Origin of the sequence: Flavobacterium sp., from assembly GCF_034111225.1 — a bacterium.
Lineage (GTDB): Bacteria > Bacteroidota > Bacteroidia > Flavobacteriales > Flavobacteriaceae > Flavobacterium.
The window spans coordinates 399,478-417,974 of record NZ_JAWUXR010000011.1; the positions used below are offsets into that span (position 1 = coordinate 399,478).

Sequence of the window (18,497 nt, forward strand, 5' to 3'; positions counted from 1 at the left end):
AATTAAAATATAAAACTAAGTTATTCTTCAATTACTTCATATTTACCTTCAAATTCTGAAGCAGCAATATCTTCTCTATCCAACCAATATTCTGAAGTAATTAATTCATAAGAATTACCTTCCATATTATTTAGATACCAAACAATACCATTTGCTTCTTCAAAAACCTCATCACTTGCTAACTGTTCAGCAAAAAGTCTTTTAATCAAACTTCTTTCTGTTAAACCATTAGTTAATAGTTTTAAAGCAATTTCTTTATTCATTTCTAAATCTGTTTCTGAAGTTGGAACAATATCTAAACTTAATTTAGATGCTTTTGTATTCAAAAACTTACCATTATATGCTTTAAACAATAATTGATTAATACTATAAAGGATTGAATGCAAAGTAATATCTGGATATTCTTCAGACACTTTATCTAAAAGCATATCATTAGAAACTTGGTCTATTTGTCCTTCATTAAGAACCTCTGACAATTTATATGTTAGTACAACATTAGCTGCTTCATTTGGCTCAAAATCTTGAATTGCCATAAACAACATTTCTTGTAAATTTTCAGGCTTAATTGTATTTGCATCTGGAAAATCAAACTTCTCTAATAGATTTACAAAATCAACATTTGTCCAGTAGTTTTCTATATCTTCTAGAGTTGTTATATTATTTATTGTTACTTTATAATTCATTTTTAAAAATTTAGTTATTGATTACTTAGGCAACTACAATGTTATCTCACTTAAAGATACATATTAATACTAATAAAAGCAGCTAATGGACAATAAGATAGTTTAAATTAAAAAAAACAAACTTTTTTGTAACTTTTTTGTAACTACCAACGTATAACAACCTGAATACTTAAAATTACTGCAAATCAATGAGACAGCTTAAAATCACCAAGCAGGTAACTAACCGTGAAACTGCTTCCCTAGACAAATACCTACAAGAAATTGGAAAGGTGGATTTAATTACCGCTGACGAAGAAGTAGAATTAGCTCAACGTATAAAAGCTGGTGATCAAAGAGCACTAGAAAAACTAACAAAAGCTAATTTACGTTTCGTTGTATCGGTAGCAAAACAATACCAAAATCAAGGACTTACACTTCCCGATTTAATTAACGAAGGAAATTTAGGTTTAATTAAAGCAGCTCAACGTTTCGACGAAACTCGTGGATTTAAATTTATTTCATACGCAGTTTGGTGGATTCGTCAATCTATTCTACAAGCACTTGCAGAACAATCTCGTATTGTTCGTTTACCATTAAATAAAATTGGTTCTATTAATAAGATTAACAAAATGTTTGCTTTACTTGAGCAATCTAATGAACGTGCTCCTTCTGCTGAAGAAATAGCAAAAGAATTAGACATGACTGTTAATGACGTTAAAGAATCTATGAAAAACTCTGGTCGTCATTTATCAATGGATGCACCATTAGTTGAAGGAGAAGATTCAAACTTATATGACGTATTACGTTCTGGTGAATCTCCAAATCCTGATAGAGAGTTAATTCATGAATCATTACAAACAGAAATCGAAAGAGCTTTAGAAACATTAACTCCTCGTGAGGCAGATGTAGTTCGTTTATATTTTGGCTTAAGTGACCAACACCCAATGACTTTAGAAGAAATTGGAGAAACTTTCGATTTAACTCGTGAGCGTGTTCGTCAAATTAAAGAAAAAGCAATTAGACGTTTAAAACATACTTCTAGAAGTAAAATTTTAAAAACATATTTAGGATAACACTTCGACAAGCTCAGTGTGACACTATAAAGATAACAACAGTTTCAATAACTGTTCGTTTTTTGATTGATGATTGAAACCTCGGCTGATTACCGAGGTTTTACTTTTTAAGGGAAGTAAAACATCAGTCTGTTCGAGCAAAGCTCTCGAGTTTAGCTTGCGCTCTGTTGGACTTTCAGTCTCGAGTCCGAGGTTTTGTTTTTTATTACTTACTAGTTTCAGAATCTTTAATATATATTTATCTTTGCCAAACAACAACACAATGAAATCGTAGATTCACGAATTCTAAAAAAAAAACAGTAACTACTTATGAGTAAAAACACACTAATTGCTCCATCAGTTCTAGCAGCAGATTTTGCAAACTTACAACGAGACATTGAAATGATTAACAATAGTGAAGCTGACTGGTTTCATATTGATATTATGGATGGAGTTTTTGTTCCAAATATTTCTTTTGGAATGCCTGTTTTACAAGCCATATCAAAACATGCAAAAAAAACTATTGATGTTCATTTAATGATTGTTGATCCTGACAGGTATATTTCGACTTTTAAAAAACTAGGCGCTGATATCTTAACAGTTCACTATGAAGCTTGCAATCATTTACATCGCTCTTTACAAGCAATTAAAGCAGAAGGAATGAAAGCAGGAGTTGCAATTAACCCACACACTAACGTGAGTTTACTAGAAGATGTTATTAAAGATATTGACTTAGTATGCATCATGAGTGTTAATCCTGGTTTTGGAGGACAATCATTCATTGAAAACACTTATAAAAAAGTAGCCCAACTTAAAGAGATTATTATTCGTAACAATGCCTCTACATTAATTGAAATAGATGGCGGCGTAACCAACAAAAATGCAAAAGCATTAGTTGATGCTGGTGCCGACGTTTTAGTCGCTGGAAGCTATGTTTTTGGCGCTGAAAACCCAACAGAAACAATAACCGATTTAAAAAGACTTACTCAATAATAAAAAACTCCCAACTTGGGAGTTTTTTTATCTTAATATTGGTCTATTAAATATTTAATTAGATCAGTAGTTGTAACAATCCCAACTAACAAACTGCCTTCTACAACTGGTAATGCATGAAACTCTCGTGATGCTAGAATTTTTGCTGCGTCTCTAATTGTCGTATCTGGAGAAACAGACGTTAAATTTTTGGCCATAACTTGTTCCACTGAAAACATATTATAAACTGTAGTATCAACTTCATCTTCATCATCCTCTATTGCATCAGCAAATGATATTCGAAGTAAATCAGTATAACTTAACATTCCTATAATTTTATTACTATTTACAACAGGAATATGACGTATATGGTGTTTCTTAAATAAACTTTCAGCTTTAGTTAATGTATCTGTAACATTTAACTTTATGACTTCTTTTGTCATTATAGTTGAAACTGGAACTTTTTGTTTCATAACGTTTGTTTTTAATTCTTACCTTAAAGATACCGATTAAAATCAAAAACTAAAAAACATAACCCATTGATTACTAAGTATTTTATTCGTATATTATATTTCTTCAGTAAAATTGATCATAACTTTTACTTTTTCATATAATTGAGGAAATTCCGATTTAAATTGAATAGGTGTTTCAAAAAAATGCTCAAGTATAACTGCTATAAACTCAAATTGATTTGTATAAGCATATATCCTGAAGTAATCAGATTCTATGAGTTTTTTATAGTTTGGAGGATGTTTTACTTGCTCCATAATTTCATTATAAGTAACCGAAAAAATTGTAGCCGAAGTATCATTTTTCTTTAAACCTTCAAAGTGCAATACATGAGAAAATTCATGAAGACCTAAATTTAAATTATCATTAGATATTTCATAACCTTCCATGAAATGTTTCCAAGAAAAAACAATTGCTTTCATTCTTGGGTTAAATTCTCCTTTGTGATAGTTATCATTCATTGTTGAATAATACACGTCTGGAAAAACTATAATTTTATCAATTATTGTAAAAAGAAACGTTCTCATTCCAAATGTTAACATAATTGCTGTTGCAGTAATAAGCACACGAATTTCTTCCGTAATTTCTAATCCTTCTTTTCCGTAAAAAGGATATTTCTTTAAAAAAACGGCAACTCTATGTTCAAAATATAGTTTTTCTTTAGAAGATAGCTTTTTATAAAACTCAAATTGAGAATTAAGAATAGTCAATTGTTTTAGAGACAGTTTCTTTGGGAAGGGATAAAAGTGAACATACATAGGTTTACGAAAAACAAATGCATAAATAGGTTCTACAACTACATTATATGCAAAGAAACCAAAGAACGAAAATCCAATTAAAAGTAAAATGTAAATCAATTTTGAGTAGATAAAATTTAATAGATAAACCTACGAATAAATTTTAAATACAAAACCAACTTTATTATTAATTCAAAAAAAAGAGATTTTAAGTTGATTTTTATTCTTTATATCTAATTAGATTCATTTCAACAAACCCTATTTTTTAAAAAAAATACACATTATCTATTATTCATGCTATTTAACCACTAATAATTGTATATAATTTAAAAAAAAGTTAGATTTGCGTATATTACTGCAAAAAAAACAAGTATGAAAAAAATTACTCTTATTTTCCTTTTTGGTATAAGTACATTACAAGCTCAACAAAACACAACTTCTACTGGAGGAGAAGCTAATGGTACGGGAGGTAGTGCTTCTTATTCAGTTGGTCAAATAGATTATATTTCTAATTCGGATTCAAATTTTTCTGTTTCGCAAGGAGTACAACAACCTTTTGAAATTTCAGTAGTTTTAGGTTTAGAAGAAAATCATATTAAATTGAATTTAGCAGCTTATCCAAACCCAACAAATGATATTTTATTTCTTTCAATTGAAAATGGATTAAGTCAAGAATTAACTTACCAATTAATTGATTTGCAAGGAAAATTAATTGAAAACAATGTTATAAAAAACAACACTACAGAAATTAAATTAGCCCATTTAGAAAAAGCAATTTATTTCTTAAATATAAGAGAAAACAATAAATCTATAAAAACGTTTAAAATAATTAAAAACTAAAACAAAATGAAAAAACTATACGCCTTATTATTAATGATATCTTGCGCACCAATACTTTTTGCTCAAACTCCAGAAAAGATGAGTTATCAAGCGGTAATTAGAGATGCAGGAGGAGATTTAGTTACTAACACTTCTATTGGAATGCAAATTAGTATTTTACAAAATATAGGTGGATTTATTCCTGTATATGTAGAAACACAAACAAAAACAACCAACATAAACGGTTTATTAAGTTTAAAAATTGGAGAAGGAACTATAGTAACTGGTTCTGGCCTTTTTGCAGATATAAACTGGCAAAATGGACCTTATTTTATAAAAACAGAAACGGATCCTGCAGGTGGAACTACTTACTCAATTGAAGGAATAAGTGAATTAACGAGTGTTCCTTATACATTACAAGCAAAAACAGCAACTGATTTAAATATTACAGATCAAGTATCTGGTGATTTAGTTACATATGACGGTACAAACTGGGTGGCTAAAAATGCTGTAATATCAAATACTGGCGGAAACCTACCTATGAACAACATACAACCTTTTATAGTTGTAAATCATATTATTGCACTTCAAGGTATTTTTCCTTCTAGGAGCGGTACGGACGCGTTTATTGCTGATATAGTGATGTTCGGAGGTAATTTTGCGCCAAGAAACTGGGCCCTTTGTGATGGACAGTTATTAGCAATTTCTTCAAACACTGCGTTATTTTCTTTATTAGGAACAATATATGGTGGAGATGGAAGAACTACTTTTGGTTTACCAGACATGAGAGGTAGAACTGCAATTCACCCAGGAAATGGCCCTGGATTATCATCATATAGAATTGGTCAAAGAGGCGGTTCAGAAACAAACACAATGACCGTTAGCCAAATGCCTTCTCATAATCATACCATTATATACCAATAGAATATGAAAATATTTTTCAAACTGGTAAGTACAATAGTATTTACCAGTTTTTTTTCTTTTACAGCATTAGCGCAAGAAAATCAGGAACAATTAAAAAAATGGGCTTATGATAGCATTCATATCCCAATAAATAAAAACAATACATTCAAAGGCAAACCAATTATTGTTGCTGTAATAGATGATGCGTTTAACATCAACCATAAAACTATTAAGGATTTTATTTATAAAAATCCTCTTGAAAAAAACAATAATTCAATAGATGAAGATGTTAATGGTTTTATTGATGATGTTTCTGGCTGGGACATTTCAGATAATGATAATGACGTATCCGTTTCGGAAGAACATAAAAATGATTATTATCACGGAACCTATATTGCAAGCATAATTGCAAACATAGCAAGTTTACACTATAATGAAACGGCAAGTCAAAAAATAAAGATAATGCCTATTAAAGTCCTTTCAGACAACACAAATTCTACTTATCTAAAAGATGGCTATAAAGGAATAAAATATGCAATTGATAATGGAGCAGATATTATCTGTTTAGCGTGGTGCGGAGGCAATCCGACTTCCGAAGAAATTAAAATAATTCAAGAAGCACACAATAAAGGTGTTTTAATAATAGCATCAGCAGGGAACTTCAATGAAGAAAAAGTATTATTTCCTGCAGCTATTCCAAATATGTTTTCTGTCGCAGGTATTAATAGCAACTTTAAAAAAGAACCTCACTCAAATTTTGGAATAGAAATAGCAATTTCCGCTCCTGGAGAAAATGTTTTTGGAGCGCATTCTGAAAAAGAAAATGCTTATTTTTTTGACAGTGGAACTTCTCCAGCTACAGCTATAGTAGCCGGTTGTGCAGCAATACTTTTGTCAAAAAAACATGTAAATAACATTCAAGAAGTTAAAGAAGCCCTGTTAAATTCTGCAACATTATTCTCTGGTGAACAAATTAAATTTAATGGAAAATTGGGAGCAGGTATTATAAATCTTGAAAAAGCAATAGACTACTCGCAAGAAAAAACAAATAAAGATGCTTGTTTTTCTCCTAAAAGAACTAGAGGAAATATTATTGTAAACAAAACGAATAGTAATAAAGATTGGAATATAAATCTTGAAGGTGGATTTCATGGAATTTATTTAAAACCCAACTTAGCATATATTAAAAACCAAGAAAAACATTCCATTGACATTTCTATAAAGGACACACTTTGGAATACCTATAAACTTTCTGAATTACCAAGTAATCTATTAATTCCTTCTTCTTCAATTAGATTATCATTTAAAAATAATTCATTTAAGAAAAAGGATATTCTAAAAATAGAATATTATGGAAAACCTATAGATTCCACAAAATTATATTGTCAAGATATTCCAACCAAAATATATTTAGAAAGTGGAAGCGGTATTATTGAAGACGGAAGTAGCGAAAATAATTATTCTAATAATTGTTCTTGTAAATGGATTATAACTGCTCCTGAAGGTAAAAAAATAAAATTTATTTTTAACAAAATGGCCACAGAGCCTAATATTGACTTTGTTTATTTAGTAAATGGACAAACGGCTATTCCTGATAGAATATTTGCTAAATTTAGCGGAAATAACATGCCTCCAATTGTCTATTCAGCAACTAATGAAGCATTAATTTGGTTTGTTACTGACGCAAAGACAACAGGAAAAGGTTGGAGTTTTAAATATGAAATTATTGATTAATAAAAAAGAACGCTATTAGCGTTCTTTTTTGTTTGTGACCTCGGCAGGGTTCGAACCTGCAACCAACGGAGCCGAAATCCGTCATTCTATCCAGTTGAACTACGAAGCCGTATTTAGACTGCTTAGAGAATTAGATTGTTAGACATCTAGAAAATCTATGTTTCTAATAATCTAAGCAAGTCTAAATTATCTAAACTAAAAGTTTTTTAACAACACCAGAAATCGTTTTTCCTTCAGCTTGTCCGCCAATTTGTGCAGAAGCTAATCCCATAACTTTTCCCATTGAAGCAATACCTGACGCTCCTGTTTCTGAAATAATTTTAGCAATAATTACTTCTACTTCGTCTTCAGACAATTGAGCAGGTAAAAATTGTTCTATTACTGCAATTTGAGCTAATTCTGGTTCCGCCAAATCCATACGGTTTTGTTCTGTAAAAATAGTTGCGCTGTCTTTACGCATTTTTACTAAACGCTGTAACATTTTCACTTCTTGATCTTCGGTTAAACCTTCAGAAGCACCAGCTTCAGTCTTTGACATGATAATTGCTGCTTTAATTGCTCTTAATGCTTCTAACGCCACAGAATCTTTAGCTTTCATAGCTTCTTTCATGTGCGTCATTATATTTGCTTCTAAACTCATGCTTCCTATTTTTTTATTATTGTTTTCTTGTAAAATTATTTATGCAAAAGTAATAAAAAAACCCGAAGAATTCTTCGGGTTTTTAAATGTGTAGGTTTGTTTTATTGCGGATTAATCTACATTATCATGTAAAAATGAATTATTAGATCTTAATTGAACATCATCATTACTGTCTTTACCTAATGACATTCTAGATGATTGATTGTTACTAGCAGGTTGCTCAGTTAAATCAATACCCATTCTTTTATATGCTGGTTCTTTTTCAATTTCATCTATACGTGCAGGACTATTATTAAACTTATAATTAAAGTCCTTCATTTTTCTTTTACGTTCTTCAGCTCTTGCTTTTAAAGAGTCTTCAATAGACATATCTAAAGGTGAAACCGTTTCGTTATAACTTGCTTGAGTATTATTATTTTTTGTAGCCAAATTTTTAAATGAAAAATTTAATTCTTCATCTACAGGCTCTTTAACTTCCTCTGCTTTTGCAGTTGCCGTTAATTCTTTTTCCTTTTCTAAATAATCTTCTAGAGTATATTTTACAATTCCATTTTGATTAACTTCAGTAACAGGAATAAAACTTACCGGTTCTTTTACTTCTATTTCTTTGATTTCATCTGTTAAACTAAAAACAATTTGATTGTCATCTTCTTCTTTGTCGTCAAATAAGTTTAAAGCAAAGTTAAAATCACTTTCTTCAGCTTTAACAAATTCTGGCTCTACAACTTCAATCTCTCTAATTTGAGCAGTAATGATTTCAAATTCATTAACAATATTTGGAGAAATCACTTCAAATGTTACGTCTATATTTTTTAAAAATTCAGATGTTGGAATTAAATCCATTGAAGGAAGAACTGGCTCTTGAATTTCAAAAACTACTTCTTCTTTTTCTGTTTCTTCTAAGGCAAAAACTACTTTTTCATCACTAATTGGATTAATGATATCTTCTTTAACCTCTGCTTTAGTTTCTATGATTGGTTCATTTACTACAATGTTTGAAATGGCTTTAGTAGACAAATCGTGAACAATTTTTTGTTCATCTTCTAGTGAATGAATAATTTTTTTAGGTTCTGTATTTACAATTTCAGCTTGTTGTTCTACATCAAAACCAGTAGCTATAATTGTAACTGCAACACCATCGCCAAGAGTTTCGTCTTCACCAACCCCCATAATAATATTTGCATTATGACCTGCTTCAGTTTGGATAAAATCATTGATTTCTCCTATTTCATCAAGTGTAATTTCAGATGAACCTGATACAATTAATAACAATACATTTTTAGCTCCTGAAATTTTATTGTCGTTTAACAACGGAGAATCTAATGCATTTTTAATAGCATCTTTAGCTCTATCATCTCCAGTAGCAATGGCAGAACCCATAATTGCTGTTCCACTGTTTGCTAAAACTGTTTTAGCATCTCGTAAATCTATATTTTGTGTGTAGTGATGAGTAATTACTTCAGCTATTCCTCTAGAGGCTGTTGACAAAACTTCATCAGCTTTTGAAAAACCAGCTTTAAAACCAAGGTTTCCATAAACTTCACGTAACTTATTATTATTGATAACAATTAAAGAATCTACTTGTTTACGTAGTTTCTCAATTCCAATCATTGCTTGCTCAGAACGTATCTTACCTTCAAACTGGAATGGAATAGTAACGATTCCAACAGTTAAAATGTCACGTTCTTTTGCTAATTGTGCTATCACAGGTGCAGCCCCTGTTCCAGTACCACCACCCATTCCGGCAGTTATAAAAAGCATCTTAGTATTTGTGTCAAGCATTTTCTCGATAGCTTCCATGCTTTCGATTGCAGATTGTTGCCCTACATCAGGATTTGCTCCTGCACCTAAACCTTCAGTTAGAGTTAAACCTAATTGAATTTTGTTTGGCACCGGACTGTTTTGTAATGCTTGCGCATCTGTGTTGCAAACCACAAAATCTACACCCTTAATCCCTTGTTGAAACATGTGATTAATAGCGTTACTTCCACCACCACCAACACCTATCACTTTAATGACGTTGGACTGGTTTTTAGGTAAATCGAATGAGATGTTTGTAAATTCTGACATAATGTTCCTTTTTATTCTGCGTTATCTAAAAATTCTTTAATCTTCTCTATGTATTTATCAAAAAATGACTTTTTGATTTTTTCCTCCGTTGACTGTGTAACTTTTGGTTCATTCCTTTCTGTTTTAGAATCTACTTCTTCAAATGAATCTTCTATTTCTACTACAGGTAATTGAACCGGAACTTCTTTTTTCATTTCAACAATTGGCGTAGCACTTCTTGTATTATTTCTAATACTGTTCATTACTAAACCTACTGCGGTTGCATACATAGGACTTGAAAGCTCTTCATTTGAATCTCCAGCTAGGTGTTCGTTTGGAAAACCTATCCTTGTATCCATTCCTGTTATGTATTCAACTAATTGCTTAATGTGTTTTAATTGAGAACCTCCACCAGTTAATACAATACCAGCAATAAGTTTTCTTTTTGGATCTTCGTGACCGTATATTTTAATTTCTGCATAAACTTGCTCAATAATTTCTACTACTCGAGCGTGAATTATTTTTGATAAGTTTTTTAATGATATTTCTTTTGGCTCTCTTCCTCTTAATCCGGGAATTGAAACAATTTCATTGTCTTTGTTTTCACCTGGCCATGCAGAACCAAAACGCATTTTTAATAATTCAGCTTGTTTTTCAATTATTGAACAACCTTCTTTAATGTCTTCTGTTATAACATTCCCTCCAAAAGGAATTACAGCAGTATGACGAATTATACCATCTTTAAAAATGGCTAAATCTGTTGTTCCACCACCTATATCAATCAAAGCAACACCTGCTTCTTTTTCTTCTTGACTTAAAACAGCATCGGCAGAAGCTAATGGCTCTAATGTTAAACCCGAAAGCTCTAAACCAGCACTTTTAACACATCTTCCTAAGTTTCTAATTGAAGCAGCTTGACCAACTACAACATGAAAACTAGCTTCTAATCTTCCACCATACATACCAATAGGTTCTTTTATTTCGGCTTGACCATCAATTTTAAATTCTTGTGGTAAAACGTGAATAATTTCTTCTCCTGGCAACATTGCCAACTTATGTACTTGGTTTATTAATGTATCAATATCTAATTCACTAATTACTTCTTCGGCATTTGGTCTACTCACATAATCGCTATGCTGAATACTTCTTATATGTTGACCTGCAATACCTACAACTACATCATTAATTTTATAATCAGAGTCGTTTTCAGCTTCCATAATAGCTTGTTGAATAGACTGAATAGTTTGTGTAATATTATTTACAACACCTCTATGAACACCAAGACTTTTAGACTTCCCAACTCCTAGAATTTCTAATTTCCCGTATTCATTCTTCTTACCGATCATTGCAACAATTTTTGTTGTTCCAATATCTAATCCTACTGCAATGGTTTCTTTGTTCATAATCTATCTATTTCTTACAAACTACTTGCTCAGTAAACAATAAACTTACTGTTTTGTAATTTTTAATCAATGTATCTTTTATAGCGTGCTTATAAAAAGCTTTATAATTCTTTAACTTCTTATCTACATGTATAGGATTCCCGAAAATTATTTTAAAATCATAATCTCTATTAGTCATCACAACACTTCCAGACGGCAAAATAGTTAACCCAGTTATACTTTTTTTAAGAAAATCGTCGTTTGCGATTTTATTAAACAAGTACACATAATTACTTTTTTTGGCATCATTAATCTGCCCAATAACTACAGGAACTCTTGCCGAAAAATTTTCAGACAAAGGGATTCTATCTCCTTTATTGTCAAGATAATACTTTGCATTATCTGACATATATCGTACAATTGGGGTCTTTTGTTTTATATGCGCATTTAGAGAACCATCTATACCAGAAAAAACTTCTGCTTTTTCTATCATCTCGTGATCTTCGAGTACGGTTTCTAAAGTATTCAAAGCTACTTTTTCTTTTTTGATTGATAACGGTTCTCCACAATTTTGTATTAACAAGTTATTAACCATTTCATGTGTTATAAAATTATTCTCTTTTCCTGCTGCAAATGAAATATTTACAGACTTTAACAATCGTTCATTATTCCTTTTCATTGAAAAAGAATAGAAAAAAACCATTAAAACAATGATTAACACTAGTCGAATATTTTGCCAATTAAGCCTTTTCATCTACTATCTTTTTAATTTCCGATACCATTTCACCTATATCACCTGCTCCAATTGTTACATACACATTTGCATCTGAATTTTTAAATTCTTGCAATAAACCTTCTTTTGTAATTAATTTTTTGTTTTTATTTGAAATCTTACTTAACAACCAACTAGAATTTACTCCTTGCATAGGTAATTCTCTCGCTGGATAAATTTCCAACAATAAAACTTCATCAAACTGAGAAAGACTTTCTGCAAAACCATCAACAAAATCTTTTGTACGAGAAAACAAATGAGGCTGAAAGGCTGCAATTATCTTTTTATTGGGATACAATTCTCTCACCGCTTGATGAACTGCATTTATTTCTGTAGGATGATGTGCATAATCGTCAATATAGACAATGTTTTCAGTTCTTGTTTGGAACGAAAACCTTCTTCTTACCCCTTTAAACGAAGCTAAAGCAGAAATTATATTATCATTTGAAACTCCGTAATTTTTCGCCATTGCAAAAGCTATTAAAGCATTTGACAAATTATGATGCCCGGGTAAAGCAAATTTCACATTTTCAACCACTTCGTTTGCCATTTTTACATCAAAGACATAAAAACCATTTTCGATGCGGATATTTTGTGCTGAAAAAGTAGCTTCTTCATTAATTCCAATTGTATTCCCGTTTAAAGGCAATCCTTTTGCAATGAATAAATTTTGAGAGGTTACTTTATTTGAAAATTCTACAAATGAGGCTTCAATTGCAGACGCATCACCATAAATATCTAAATGATCTGCATCCATAGAAGTTATACAAGCCAAATTAGGATGTAAATGTAAAAATGAACGGTCAAACTCATCGGCCTCAACAACTGTAACGGTTTTACCATCTCCAATAATGTTTGAATTATAATTTTCTACAATTCCACCAAGAAATGATGTAACGTCTACTCCACTTTGAAATAAAATATGTCCTAAAATACTCGATGTGGTTGTTTTTCCATGTGTCCCTGCAATTGCAAAACAAAAAGTATCTTTAGTTATTAAGCCCAAAACTTCTGCGCGTTTCTTTACTTCAAAACCCTCAGAAAGAAAGTAATTCCATTCTGAATGATCTTTTGGTACGGCAGGTGTAATAATTACTAAAGTATTTGTTTTGTCTAAATATTTCTTATCTATTAAATCTAAATTATCTTCAAAATGAATATCCATTCCCAAAGCAATTAACTCATTTGTTAATATTGTTTTGGTTTTATCATAACCGGCTACATTTTTACCAATATTCATAAAATGACGCGCAAGTGCACTCATTCCGATTCCTCCGATTCCTATGAAGTAGATATTATGTATTTGGTTTAAATTCATTTTTTTATTCCTTTATTAATTTTTCTATTTCCTTTACTATTTCCTTAGTTGCATTAGGCAAAGCCAATTTGTGAATTTTTTTACTCAACATATCCTGCATATCATCATTAGAAAGCAATTCTGCAAAGGTGTTTTTAAATTTTTCTTCCAAATCTGATTCTTTTAAAAGTATTGCTGCTTTTTTACCAACTATTGCCAAAGCATTTTTAGTTTGATGATCTTCAGAAACATTTGGAGACGGAATGAAAATTGTTGGTTTTCCAACGATACACAATTCTGAAACTGATGACGCTCCTGATCTTGAAATAACAATATCTGCAGCAGCATAAGCCAAATCCATTTTATCAATAAACGCTAAAACATGTACATTTTCTTTATTATTGAAATGACTGTATTCATCATAATACAATTTTCCACATTGCCATATTACTTGAACCCCAAGCTGAGTTATAAAATCTATTTCTTGAGCAATTAGCTGATTAATTCTTCTTGCCCCTAAACTTCCTCCTAAAACCAACAAGGTTCTTTTTGTGCTGTCTAACTCAAAATAAGTTAAGCTTTTTATTCGCTTTGTATCAATATCTAATAAATCTTGTCGCACAGGATTTCCTGTAAACTTAATTTTATCTTTTAGAAAAAACTTATCTAAACCCTCATAAGCAACGCAAATTGCATTTGCTTTTTTAGCTAATAATTTATTTGTTATTCCTGGATATGAATTTTGTTCTTGAACCACAATTGGAATTTGCATCATCGAAGCAACTTTTAAAACAGCTCCACTTGCAAAACCACCCGTTCCAATAACAACATTTGGCTTAAATTTTTTAATAATTCTATAAGACTCCCGTAAACTTGAAAGCAATTTAAATGGAAACATTAAATTTTGCATCGTCAGCTTTCTTTGTATACCAGAAATCCACAATCCTTTAATCTCGAAACCTGCTTGAGGCACTTTTTGCATTTCCATTTTATCTTTAGCGCCTACAAATAAGAATTCGGCATCAGGATATTGTGCCTTTAATTCATTTGCAATAGCAATTGCAGGATAAATATGCCCTCCTGTTCCTCCACCACTAATTATAAATTTTAAGTTTTGCATATTATTTATTTAAAATGGGTTCAAGCGGATTAGTTTCTTCATTATTTGATTCATCATCAATACTAAAATCTCCTAATTCTGCTTCAACTTCTTTATCAATTATTCTTTGTAATGCTTCTTCTCTATTTTTCTTTTCTTCTAAGTCTAATGCAATTTCTTCTTCTTTTTTGGTAACACTTAAAATGATTCCAATAGAAGCACAAGTCATCCAAATAGATGTTCCACCAGCACTAATTAAAGGCAATGTTTGTCCGGTTACGGGTAATAATTCTACCGCCACAGACATGTTGACTAATGCTTGAAATATAATTGGGAAACCTAAGCCAACTATAAGTAATTTTCCAAAGAGCGTTGTGGCTTTATGTGCATTGATTATAAACCGCACGAAAAGCAATAAGTATAAAAACATGATTCCAAAAGCCCCAATCATCCCGTATTCTTCAACAATAATTGCAAAGATAAAATCGGATGAAGATTGAGGTAAAAAGTTTTTTTGCACACTTTTCCCTGGACCTAACCCTTTAATTCCTCCTGAAGCGATTGCTATTTTTGCTTTCTCTATTTGATACACATCTTCATCTGCAGTGTCTGAAGTAAAACGCTCAATACGTTTTTCCCAAGTTTTTACACGATTTGGCATTGCATCTGGAAAAGCCTTTGCAACTAATATGAAAAACGTCAATGCAAGTATTCCAAGACCAATGATGAATAGTAAATATTTTATAGGATAATATCCAATATAAACCACCATACAAACCATTGTAAAGATAAGTGCGGTAGTAGAAAAATTGGCAGGTAAAATTAGAATTAACACTCCAAAAACAGGAAGCCATAACTCTAAAAAGGATTCTTTAAATGTAATGACTTTGTCTTCAATTTTAGCCAAATAACGAGCAACGTAAACCATTAAAACCATAAACGCCAATGTAGAAGTTTGGAATCCAATACCTACAAAAGGAATATTTATCCATCTACTTGCGCCAGACCCACCTATTGTTGTGCCTTGTGTAAGCGTATAGAGTAACAAGACAATAACTATAGGGATTCCAAAAATGGACAAAGCTCTAAAATAATGATAAGGCACTTTATGTACAAAGTAAATAATAACGAACCCTAAAAAAAGATGCCCTAAATGTTTGATTAAGTAACCCAAAGTAGAGCCTTTACCAATTACATATACTAGATTTGTACTAGCACTATAAACTGGCAAGAATGAGATAAGTGCCAATAGAAAAACTATTGCCCAGATCCCTTTATCTCCTCTTATTTTAGCTACAATATCATTCATTATTATAAATTATGAACCGCGTTTTTAAATTGACGTCCTCTATCTTCATAGTTTTCAAACAAATCAAAACTTGCACAAGCTGGAGACAATAATACTGCCTCGCCAGATTCTGCTATATGTTTTGCTATTTTTAAAGCTTCAGACATCGAAGTTGTTTCTACCATTACATCAACCACATTACTAAATGTGCTTATAATCTTAGAATTATCAACACCTAAACAAATTATTGCTTTTACTTTCTCACGCACTAACGACATTAATTCGTTATAATCATTTCCTTTATCTACACCACCTACTATCCAAACAGTAGGAACCGTCATACTGTCTAATGCGAAATAAGCCGCATTTACATTAGTTGCTTTTGAATCGTTAATGTATTGCACATTTTGAATTTTCAAAACTTTTTCCAAGCGATGTTCTACTCCTTGAAAATTAGATAAACTTTCTCTAATTGTTTGTTTTCTAATTTTAAGTAACTGAGAAACTGCTGTTGCAGCCATAGCATTTTTTAAATTATGCTTTCCTTCTAATGCTAGTTCATTTGTTGGCATAGTAAATAGGTCGTTATTTATAGTACTCATTAAGTTTTGTTCTATTATACAAGCTCCGTTTTCAATATTTTCAGTTAATGAAAATGGAATTAATTGTGCTTTAATCTTATTGTTTTGCAACCATTTTTTAATTTCAACATCTTCATTATCGACAATTAAAAAATCTTCTTCTGATTGGTTTTTTGTAATTCTAAATTTTGATTCTATATATAAATTATAGTCGTAATTATATCGATCTAAATGATCTGGACTTAGATTTGTAATTATAGCAATGTGTGGTTTGTAATCTATAATTCCATCTAACTGAAAACTACTCAATTCCAATACATACACATCGTGTTTATTATCTGCTACTTGCCATGCAAAGCTTTTTCCAATATTTCCGGCTAAACCAACATTTAAACCTCCTTGCTTTAACAAATGATACGTAAGCAAAGTTGTTGTTGTTTTACCATTACTCCCTGTTATACCAACCGTAACTGCATCGGTAAATTGAACGGCAAATTCTATTTCAGAAATTACAGGTATTCCTAACTCAATTAAATTTTTTACAATTGGAGTTTTCTCTGGAATTCCAGGGCTTTTCATTACCACATCTGCATTTAAAATTAATGCTTCAGTATGTTGCTCATCTTCCCAAGAAATAGCATTAATAGTAAGAACTTCTTTATACGTTTCTTTAATTTTTCCAAAGTCAGATACAAAAACATCATATCCTTTCTTTTTTCCTAAAATCGCAGTTCCTACACCGCTTTCACCTCCGCCAAGTATTACTAATCGCTTCATATTACCTTAGTTTTAATGATACTAATGAGAAAATGGCTAAGAAAATAGCAACAATCCAAAAACGTGTTACAATTTTACTTTCGTGATATCCTTTTTTTTGATAATGATGATGCAATGGCGACATTAAGAAAATACGCCTGCCTTCTCCAAACTTCTTTTTTGTGTATTTAAAATATCCAACTTGTAGGATTACTGATAAATTTTCGGCTAAGAATATTCCACATAAAATTGGAATCAATAATTCTTTACGAATGGATATTGCTATCACAGCTATAATACCACCAATAGTTAAACTACCCGTATCGCCCATAAAAACAGATGCCGGATAAGTATTATACCAAAGAAAACCAACTAAAGCTCCTACGAAGGCCGCAATAAAAATGGTCATTTCTCCAGAGTTTGGAATATACATTACATTCAAATAGTCTGAAAAAATTACGTTTCCCGAAACAAAGGCAAAAACACCTAATGCGAGAACTGAAATTGCCGAAGTACCGGCCGCTAAACCATCAATACCATCAGTTAAGTTGGCTCCATTAGAAACCGCAGTTATAATTAAAATTACAAATGGGATAAAAATTAACCATGAATATTTTTCATATCCGTCTCCCATAAAAGAAAGTACTTCTGCATAATCAAATTCGTTATTTTTAAAAAAAGGTATGGTTGTAGCTGTTGACTTTTCATTTAATGAAGATGCATCTACCCCTTGTTCAATTTTTATTCTTTCCTTTAAAGTGTCTTTACGAACAGTTACATGAGGGCTGAAATAAAGAACCGAACCAACAATTAAACCTAAACCTATTTGCCCTAAAACTTTAAACCTACCTTTTAAACCGTCTTTATCTTTTTTGAAAATCTTAATATAATCATCAATAAATCCAATAGCTCCCATCCAAATGGTTGTAACTATTAAAAGAATGATGTAAATGTTCTCTAATCTTGCCAATAAGAAAACAGGAATTAATGTTGCCAAAATTATAATGATCCCACCCATTGTAGGCGTACCCGCTTTTTGTTTTTGACCATCTAACCCTAATTCTCTAACTGTTTCACCAACTTGCTGATTTCTTAAAAAATTAATTATTTTTTTTCCATAAATAGTTGCAAAACCTAACGACATAATAAAAGCTAATGCCGAACGAAAAGTAATGTACTGAAATACACCTGCGCCTGGAAAATCAAAAGCCCTATCTAAGTATTGAAAAAGATAATATAACATC

17 protein-coding genes and 1 tRNA gene are annotated in these 18,497 nt (G+C 31.2%); 5 read left to right on the forward strand and 13 right to left on the reverse strand.

Annotation, left to right across the window (positions count from 1 at the left end):
• Window positions 1-20: 20 nt before the first annotated feature.
• On the reverse strand, window positions 21-683 hold the full coding sequence (locus UXY25_RS07120) for a hypothetical protein (RefSeq protein WP_320815313.1): 663 nt from the start codon (window positions 681-683) through the stop codon (window positions 21-23).
• Between the two features lie 188 nt (window positions 684-871).
• Between UXY25_RS07120 and UXY25_RS07125 the strand changes: the two genes are divergently transcribed.
• Together UXY25_RS07125 and rpe are read left to right on the forward strand one after the other, a co-directional pair.
• Window positions 872-1,735: an RNA polymerase sigma factor RpoD/SigA gene (locus UXY25_RS07125; protein ID WP_264560433.1), complete on the forward strand. Its 864-nt coding sequence runs from the start codon at window positions 872-874 to the stop codon at window positions 1,733-1,735.
• Between the two features lie 309 nt (window positions 1,736-2,044).
• Window positions 2,045-2,707 carry a ribulose-phosphate 3-epimerase gene (gene rpe / locus UXY25_RS07130; RefSeq protein WP_320815314.1) on the forward strand — a complete coding sequence of 221 codons (663 nt, stop codon included), beginning with the start codon at window positions 2,045-2,047 and terminating at the stop codon, window positions 2,705-2,707.
• A gap of 32 nt (window positions 2,708-2,739) precedes the next feature.
• On the opposite strand, the gene UXY25_RS07135 is transcribed toward rpe, so the two are convergent.
• Complete coding sequence (locus UXY25_RS07135; RefSeq protein WP_320815315.1) at window positions 2,740-3,159, reverse strand: CBS domain-containing protein; 420 nt, start codon at window positions 3,157-3,159, stop codon at window positions 2,740-2,742.
• 93 nt (window positions 3,160-3,252) lie between these two features.
• Window positions 3,253-4,053 carry a zinc-dependent peptidase gene (locus UXY25_RS07140; protein ID WP_320815316.1) on the reverse strand — a complete coding sequence of 267 codons (801 nt, stop codon included), beginning with the start codon at window positions 4,051-4,053 and terminating at the stop codon, window positions 3,253-3,255.
• Between the two features lie 252 nt (window positions 4,054-4,305).
• Here UXY25_RS07140 and UXY25_RS07145 point away from each other — a divergent pair, with 252 nt between their 5' ends.
• From UXY25_RS07145 to UXY25_RS07155, 3 genes are read left to right on the forward strand one after another with little or no spacing between them, the layout of a single operon-like run.
• The gene (locus UXY25_RS07145; protein WP_320815317.1) at window positions 4,306-4,773 is read left to right on the forward strand and encodes a T9SS type A sorting domain-containing protein; all 468 of its coding nucleotides are present in this window, start codon (window positions 4,306-4,308) and stop codon (window positions 4,771-4,773) included.
• 6 nt (window positions 4,774-4,779) lie between these two features.
• On the forward strand, window positions 4,780-5,676 hold the full coding sequence (locus UXY25_RS07150) for a tail fiber protein (protein WP_320815318.1): 897 nt from the start codon (window positions 4,780-4,782) through the stop codon (window positions 5,674-5,676).
• A gap of 3 nt (window positions 5,677-5,679) precedes the next feature.
• Window positions 5,680-7,389, forward strand: a complete 1,710-nt coding sequence (locus tag UXY25_RS07155) for a S8 family serine peptidase (RefSeq protein ID WP_320815319.1) — start codon at window positions 5,680-5,682, stop codon at window positions 7,387-7,389.
• A 35-nt stretch (window positions 7,390-7,424) separates the two neighbouring features.
• On the opposite strand, the gene UXY25_RS07160 is transcribed toward UXY25_RS07155, so the two are convergent.
• The 10 genes from UXY25_RS07160 to mraY form a co-directional block, all read right to left on the reverse strand.
• Window positions 7,425-7,498: transfer RNA gene (locus UXY25_RS07160), tRNA-Arg, on the reverse strand.
• 81 nt (window positions 7,499-7,579) lie between these two features.
• Complete coding sequence (locus tag UXY25_RS07165; protein WP_320815320.1) at window positions 7,580-8,029, reverse strand: GatB/YqeY domain-containing protein; 450 nt, start codon at window positions 8,027-8,029, stop codon at window positions 7,580-7,582.
• Window positions 8,030-8,140: 111 nt separating this feature from the next.
• The gene (gene ftsZ / locus UXY25_RS07170) at window positions 8,141-10,099 is read right to left on the reverse strand and encodes a cell division protein FtsZ (protein ID WP_320815321.1); all 1,959 of its coding nucleotides are present in this window, start codon (window positions 10,097-10,099) and stop codon (window positions 8,141-8,143) included.
• An 11-nt stretch (window positions 10,100-10,110) separates the two neighbouring features.
• The gene (ftsA, locus tag UXY25_RS07175; RefSeq protein ID WP_320815322.1) at window positions 10,111-11,481 is read right to left on the reverse strand and encodes a cell division protein FtsA; all 1,371 of its coding nucleotides are present in this window, start codon (window positions 11,479-11,481) and stop codon (window positions 10,111-10,113) included.
• A 7-nt stretch (window positions 11,482-11,488) separates the two neighbouring features.
• Window positions 11,489-12,214: a cell division protein FtsQ gene (locus tag UXY25_RS07180; RefSeq protein ID WP_320815323.1), complete on the reverse strand. Its 726-nt coding sequence runs from the start codon at window positions 12,212-12,214 to the stop codon at window positions 11,489-11,491.
• Entirely contained in the window at window positions 12,201-13,550 is a 1,350-nt protein-coding gene (gene murC, locus UXY25_RS07185) for a UDP-N-acetylmuramate--L-alanine ligase (protein WP_320815324.1), read from the reverse strand. Before murC ends, UXY25_RS07180 begins: the two co-directional genes overlap by 14 nt.
• Before the next feature lie 4 nt (window positions 13,551-13,554).
• Window positions 13,555-14,649, reverse strand: a complete 1,095-nt coding sequence (gene murG, locus UXY25_RS07190) for an undecaprenyldiphospho-muramoylpentapeptide beta-N-acetylglucosaminyltransferase (RefSeq protein WP_320815325.1) — start codon at window positions 14,647-14,649, stop codon at window positions 13,555-13,557.
• A gap of 1 nt (window position 14,650) precedes the next feature.
• Complete coding sequence (locus tag UXY25_RS07195) at window positions 14,651-15,937, reverse strand: FtsW/RodA/SpoVE family cell cycle protein (protein ID WP_320815326.1); 1,287 nt, start codon at window positions 15,935-15,937, stop codon at window positions 14,651-14,653.
• Window positions 15,938-15,939: 2 nt separating this feature from the next.
• Complete coding sequence (gene murD / locus UXY25_RS07200; RefSeq protein WP_320815327.1) at window positions 15,940-17,274, reverse strand: UDP-N-acetylmuramoyl-L-alanine--D-glutamate ligase; 1,335 nt, start codon at window positions 17,272-17,274, stop codon at window positions 15,940-15,942.
• 1 nt (window position 17,275) lies between these two features.
• Window positions 17,276-18,496 carry a phospho-N-acetylmuramoyl-pentapeptide-transferase gene (gene mraY / locus UXY25_RS07205; protein WP_320815328.1) on the reverse strand — a complete coding sequence of 407 codons (1,221 nt, stop codon included), beginning with the start codon at window positions 18,494-18,496 and terminating at the stop codon, window positions 17,276-17,278.
• Between the last annotated feature and the right edge of the window lies 1 nt (window position 18,497).

What these genes read in the sequence shown, in the direction of transcription:
- UXY25_RS07120 (WP_320815313.1), bottom strand. Translation starts at nt 683, where the DNA reads ATGAATTATAAAGTAACAATAAATAATATAACAACTCTAGAAGATATA.
- UXY25_RS07125 (WP_264560433.1), top strand. Translation starts at nt 872, where the DNA reads ATGAGACAGCTTAAAATCACCAAGCAGGTAACTAACCGTGAAACTGCT.
- rpe (WP_320815314.1), top strand. Translation starts at nt 2,045, where the DNA reads ATGAGTAAAAACACACTAATTGCTCCATCAGTTCTAGCAGCAGATTTT.
- UXY25_RS07135 (WP_320815315.1), bottom strand. Translation starts at nt 3,159, where the DNA reads ATGAAACAAAAAGTTCCAGTTTCAACTATAATGACAAAAGAAGTCATA.
- UXY25_RS07145 (WP_320815317.1), top strand. Translation starts at nt 4,306, where the DNA reads ATGAAAAAAATTACTCTTATTTTCCTTTTTGGTATAAGTACATTACAA.
- UXY25_RS07150 (WP_320815318.1), top strand. Translation starts at nt 4,780, where the DNA reads ATGAAAAAACTATACGCCTTATTATTAATGATATCTTGCGCACCAATA.
- UXY25_RS07155 (WP_320815319.1), top strand. Translation starts at nt 5,680, where the DNA reads ATGAAAATATTTTTCAAACTGGTAAGTACAATAGTATTTACCAGTTTT.
- UXY25_RS07165 (WP_320815320.1), bottom strand. Translation starts at nt 8,029, where the DNA reads ATGAGTTTAGAAGCAAATATAATGACGCACATGAAAGAAGCTATGAAA.
- ftsZ (WP_320815321.1), bottom strand. Translation starts at nt 10,099, where the DNA reads ATGTCAGAATTTACAAACATCTCATTCGATTTACCTAAAAACCAGTCC.
- ftsA (WP_320815322.1), bottom strand. Translation starts at nt 11,481, where the DNA reads ATGAACAAAGAAACCATTGCAGTAGGATTAGATATTGGAACAACAAAA.
- UXY25_RS07180 (WP_320815323.1), bottom strand. Translation starts at nt 12,214, where the DNA reads ATGAAAAGGCTTAATTGGCAAAATATTCGACTAGTGTTAATCATTGTT.
- murC (WP_320815324.1), bottom strand. Translation starts at nt 13,550, where the DNA reads ATGAATTTAAACCAAATACATAATATCTACTTCATAGGAATCGGAGGA.
- murG (WP_320815325.1), bottom strand. Translation starts at nt 14,649, where the DNA reads ATGCAAAACTTAAAATTTATAATTAGTGGTGGAGGAACAGGAGGGCAT.
- UXY25_RS07195 (WP_320815326.1), bottom strand. Translation starts at nt 15,937, where the DNA reads ATGAATGATATTGTAGCTAAAATAAGAGGAGATAAAGGGATCTGGGCA.
- murD (WP_320815327.1), bottom strand. Translation starts at nt 17,274, where the DNA reads ATGAAGCGATTAGTAATACTTGGCGGAGGTGAAAGCGGTGTAGGAACT.
- mraY (WP_320815328.1), bottom strand. Translation starts at nt 18,496, where the DNA reads ATGTTATATTATCTTTTTCAATACTTAGATAGGGCTTTTGATTTTCCA.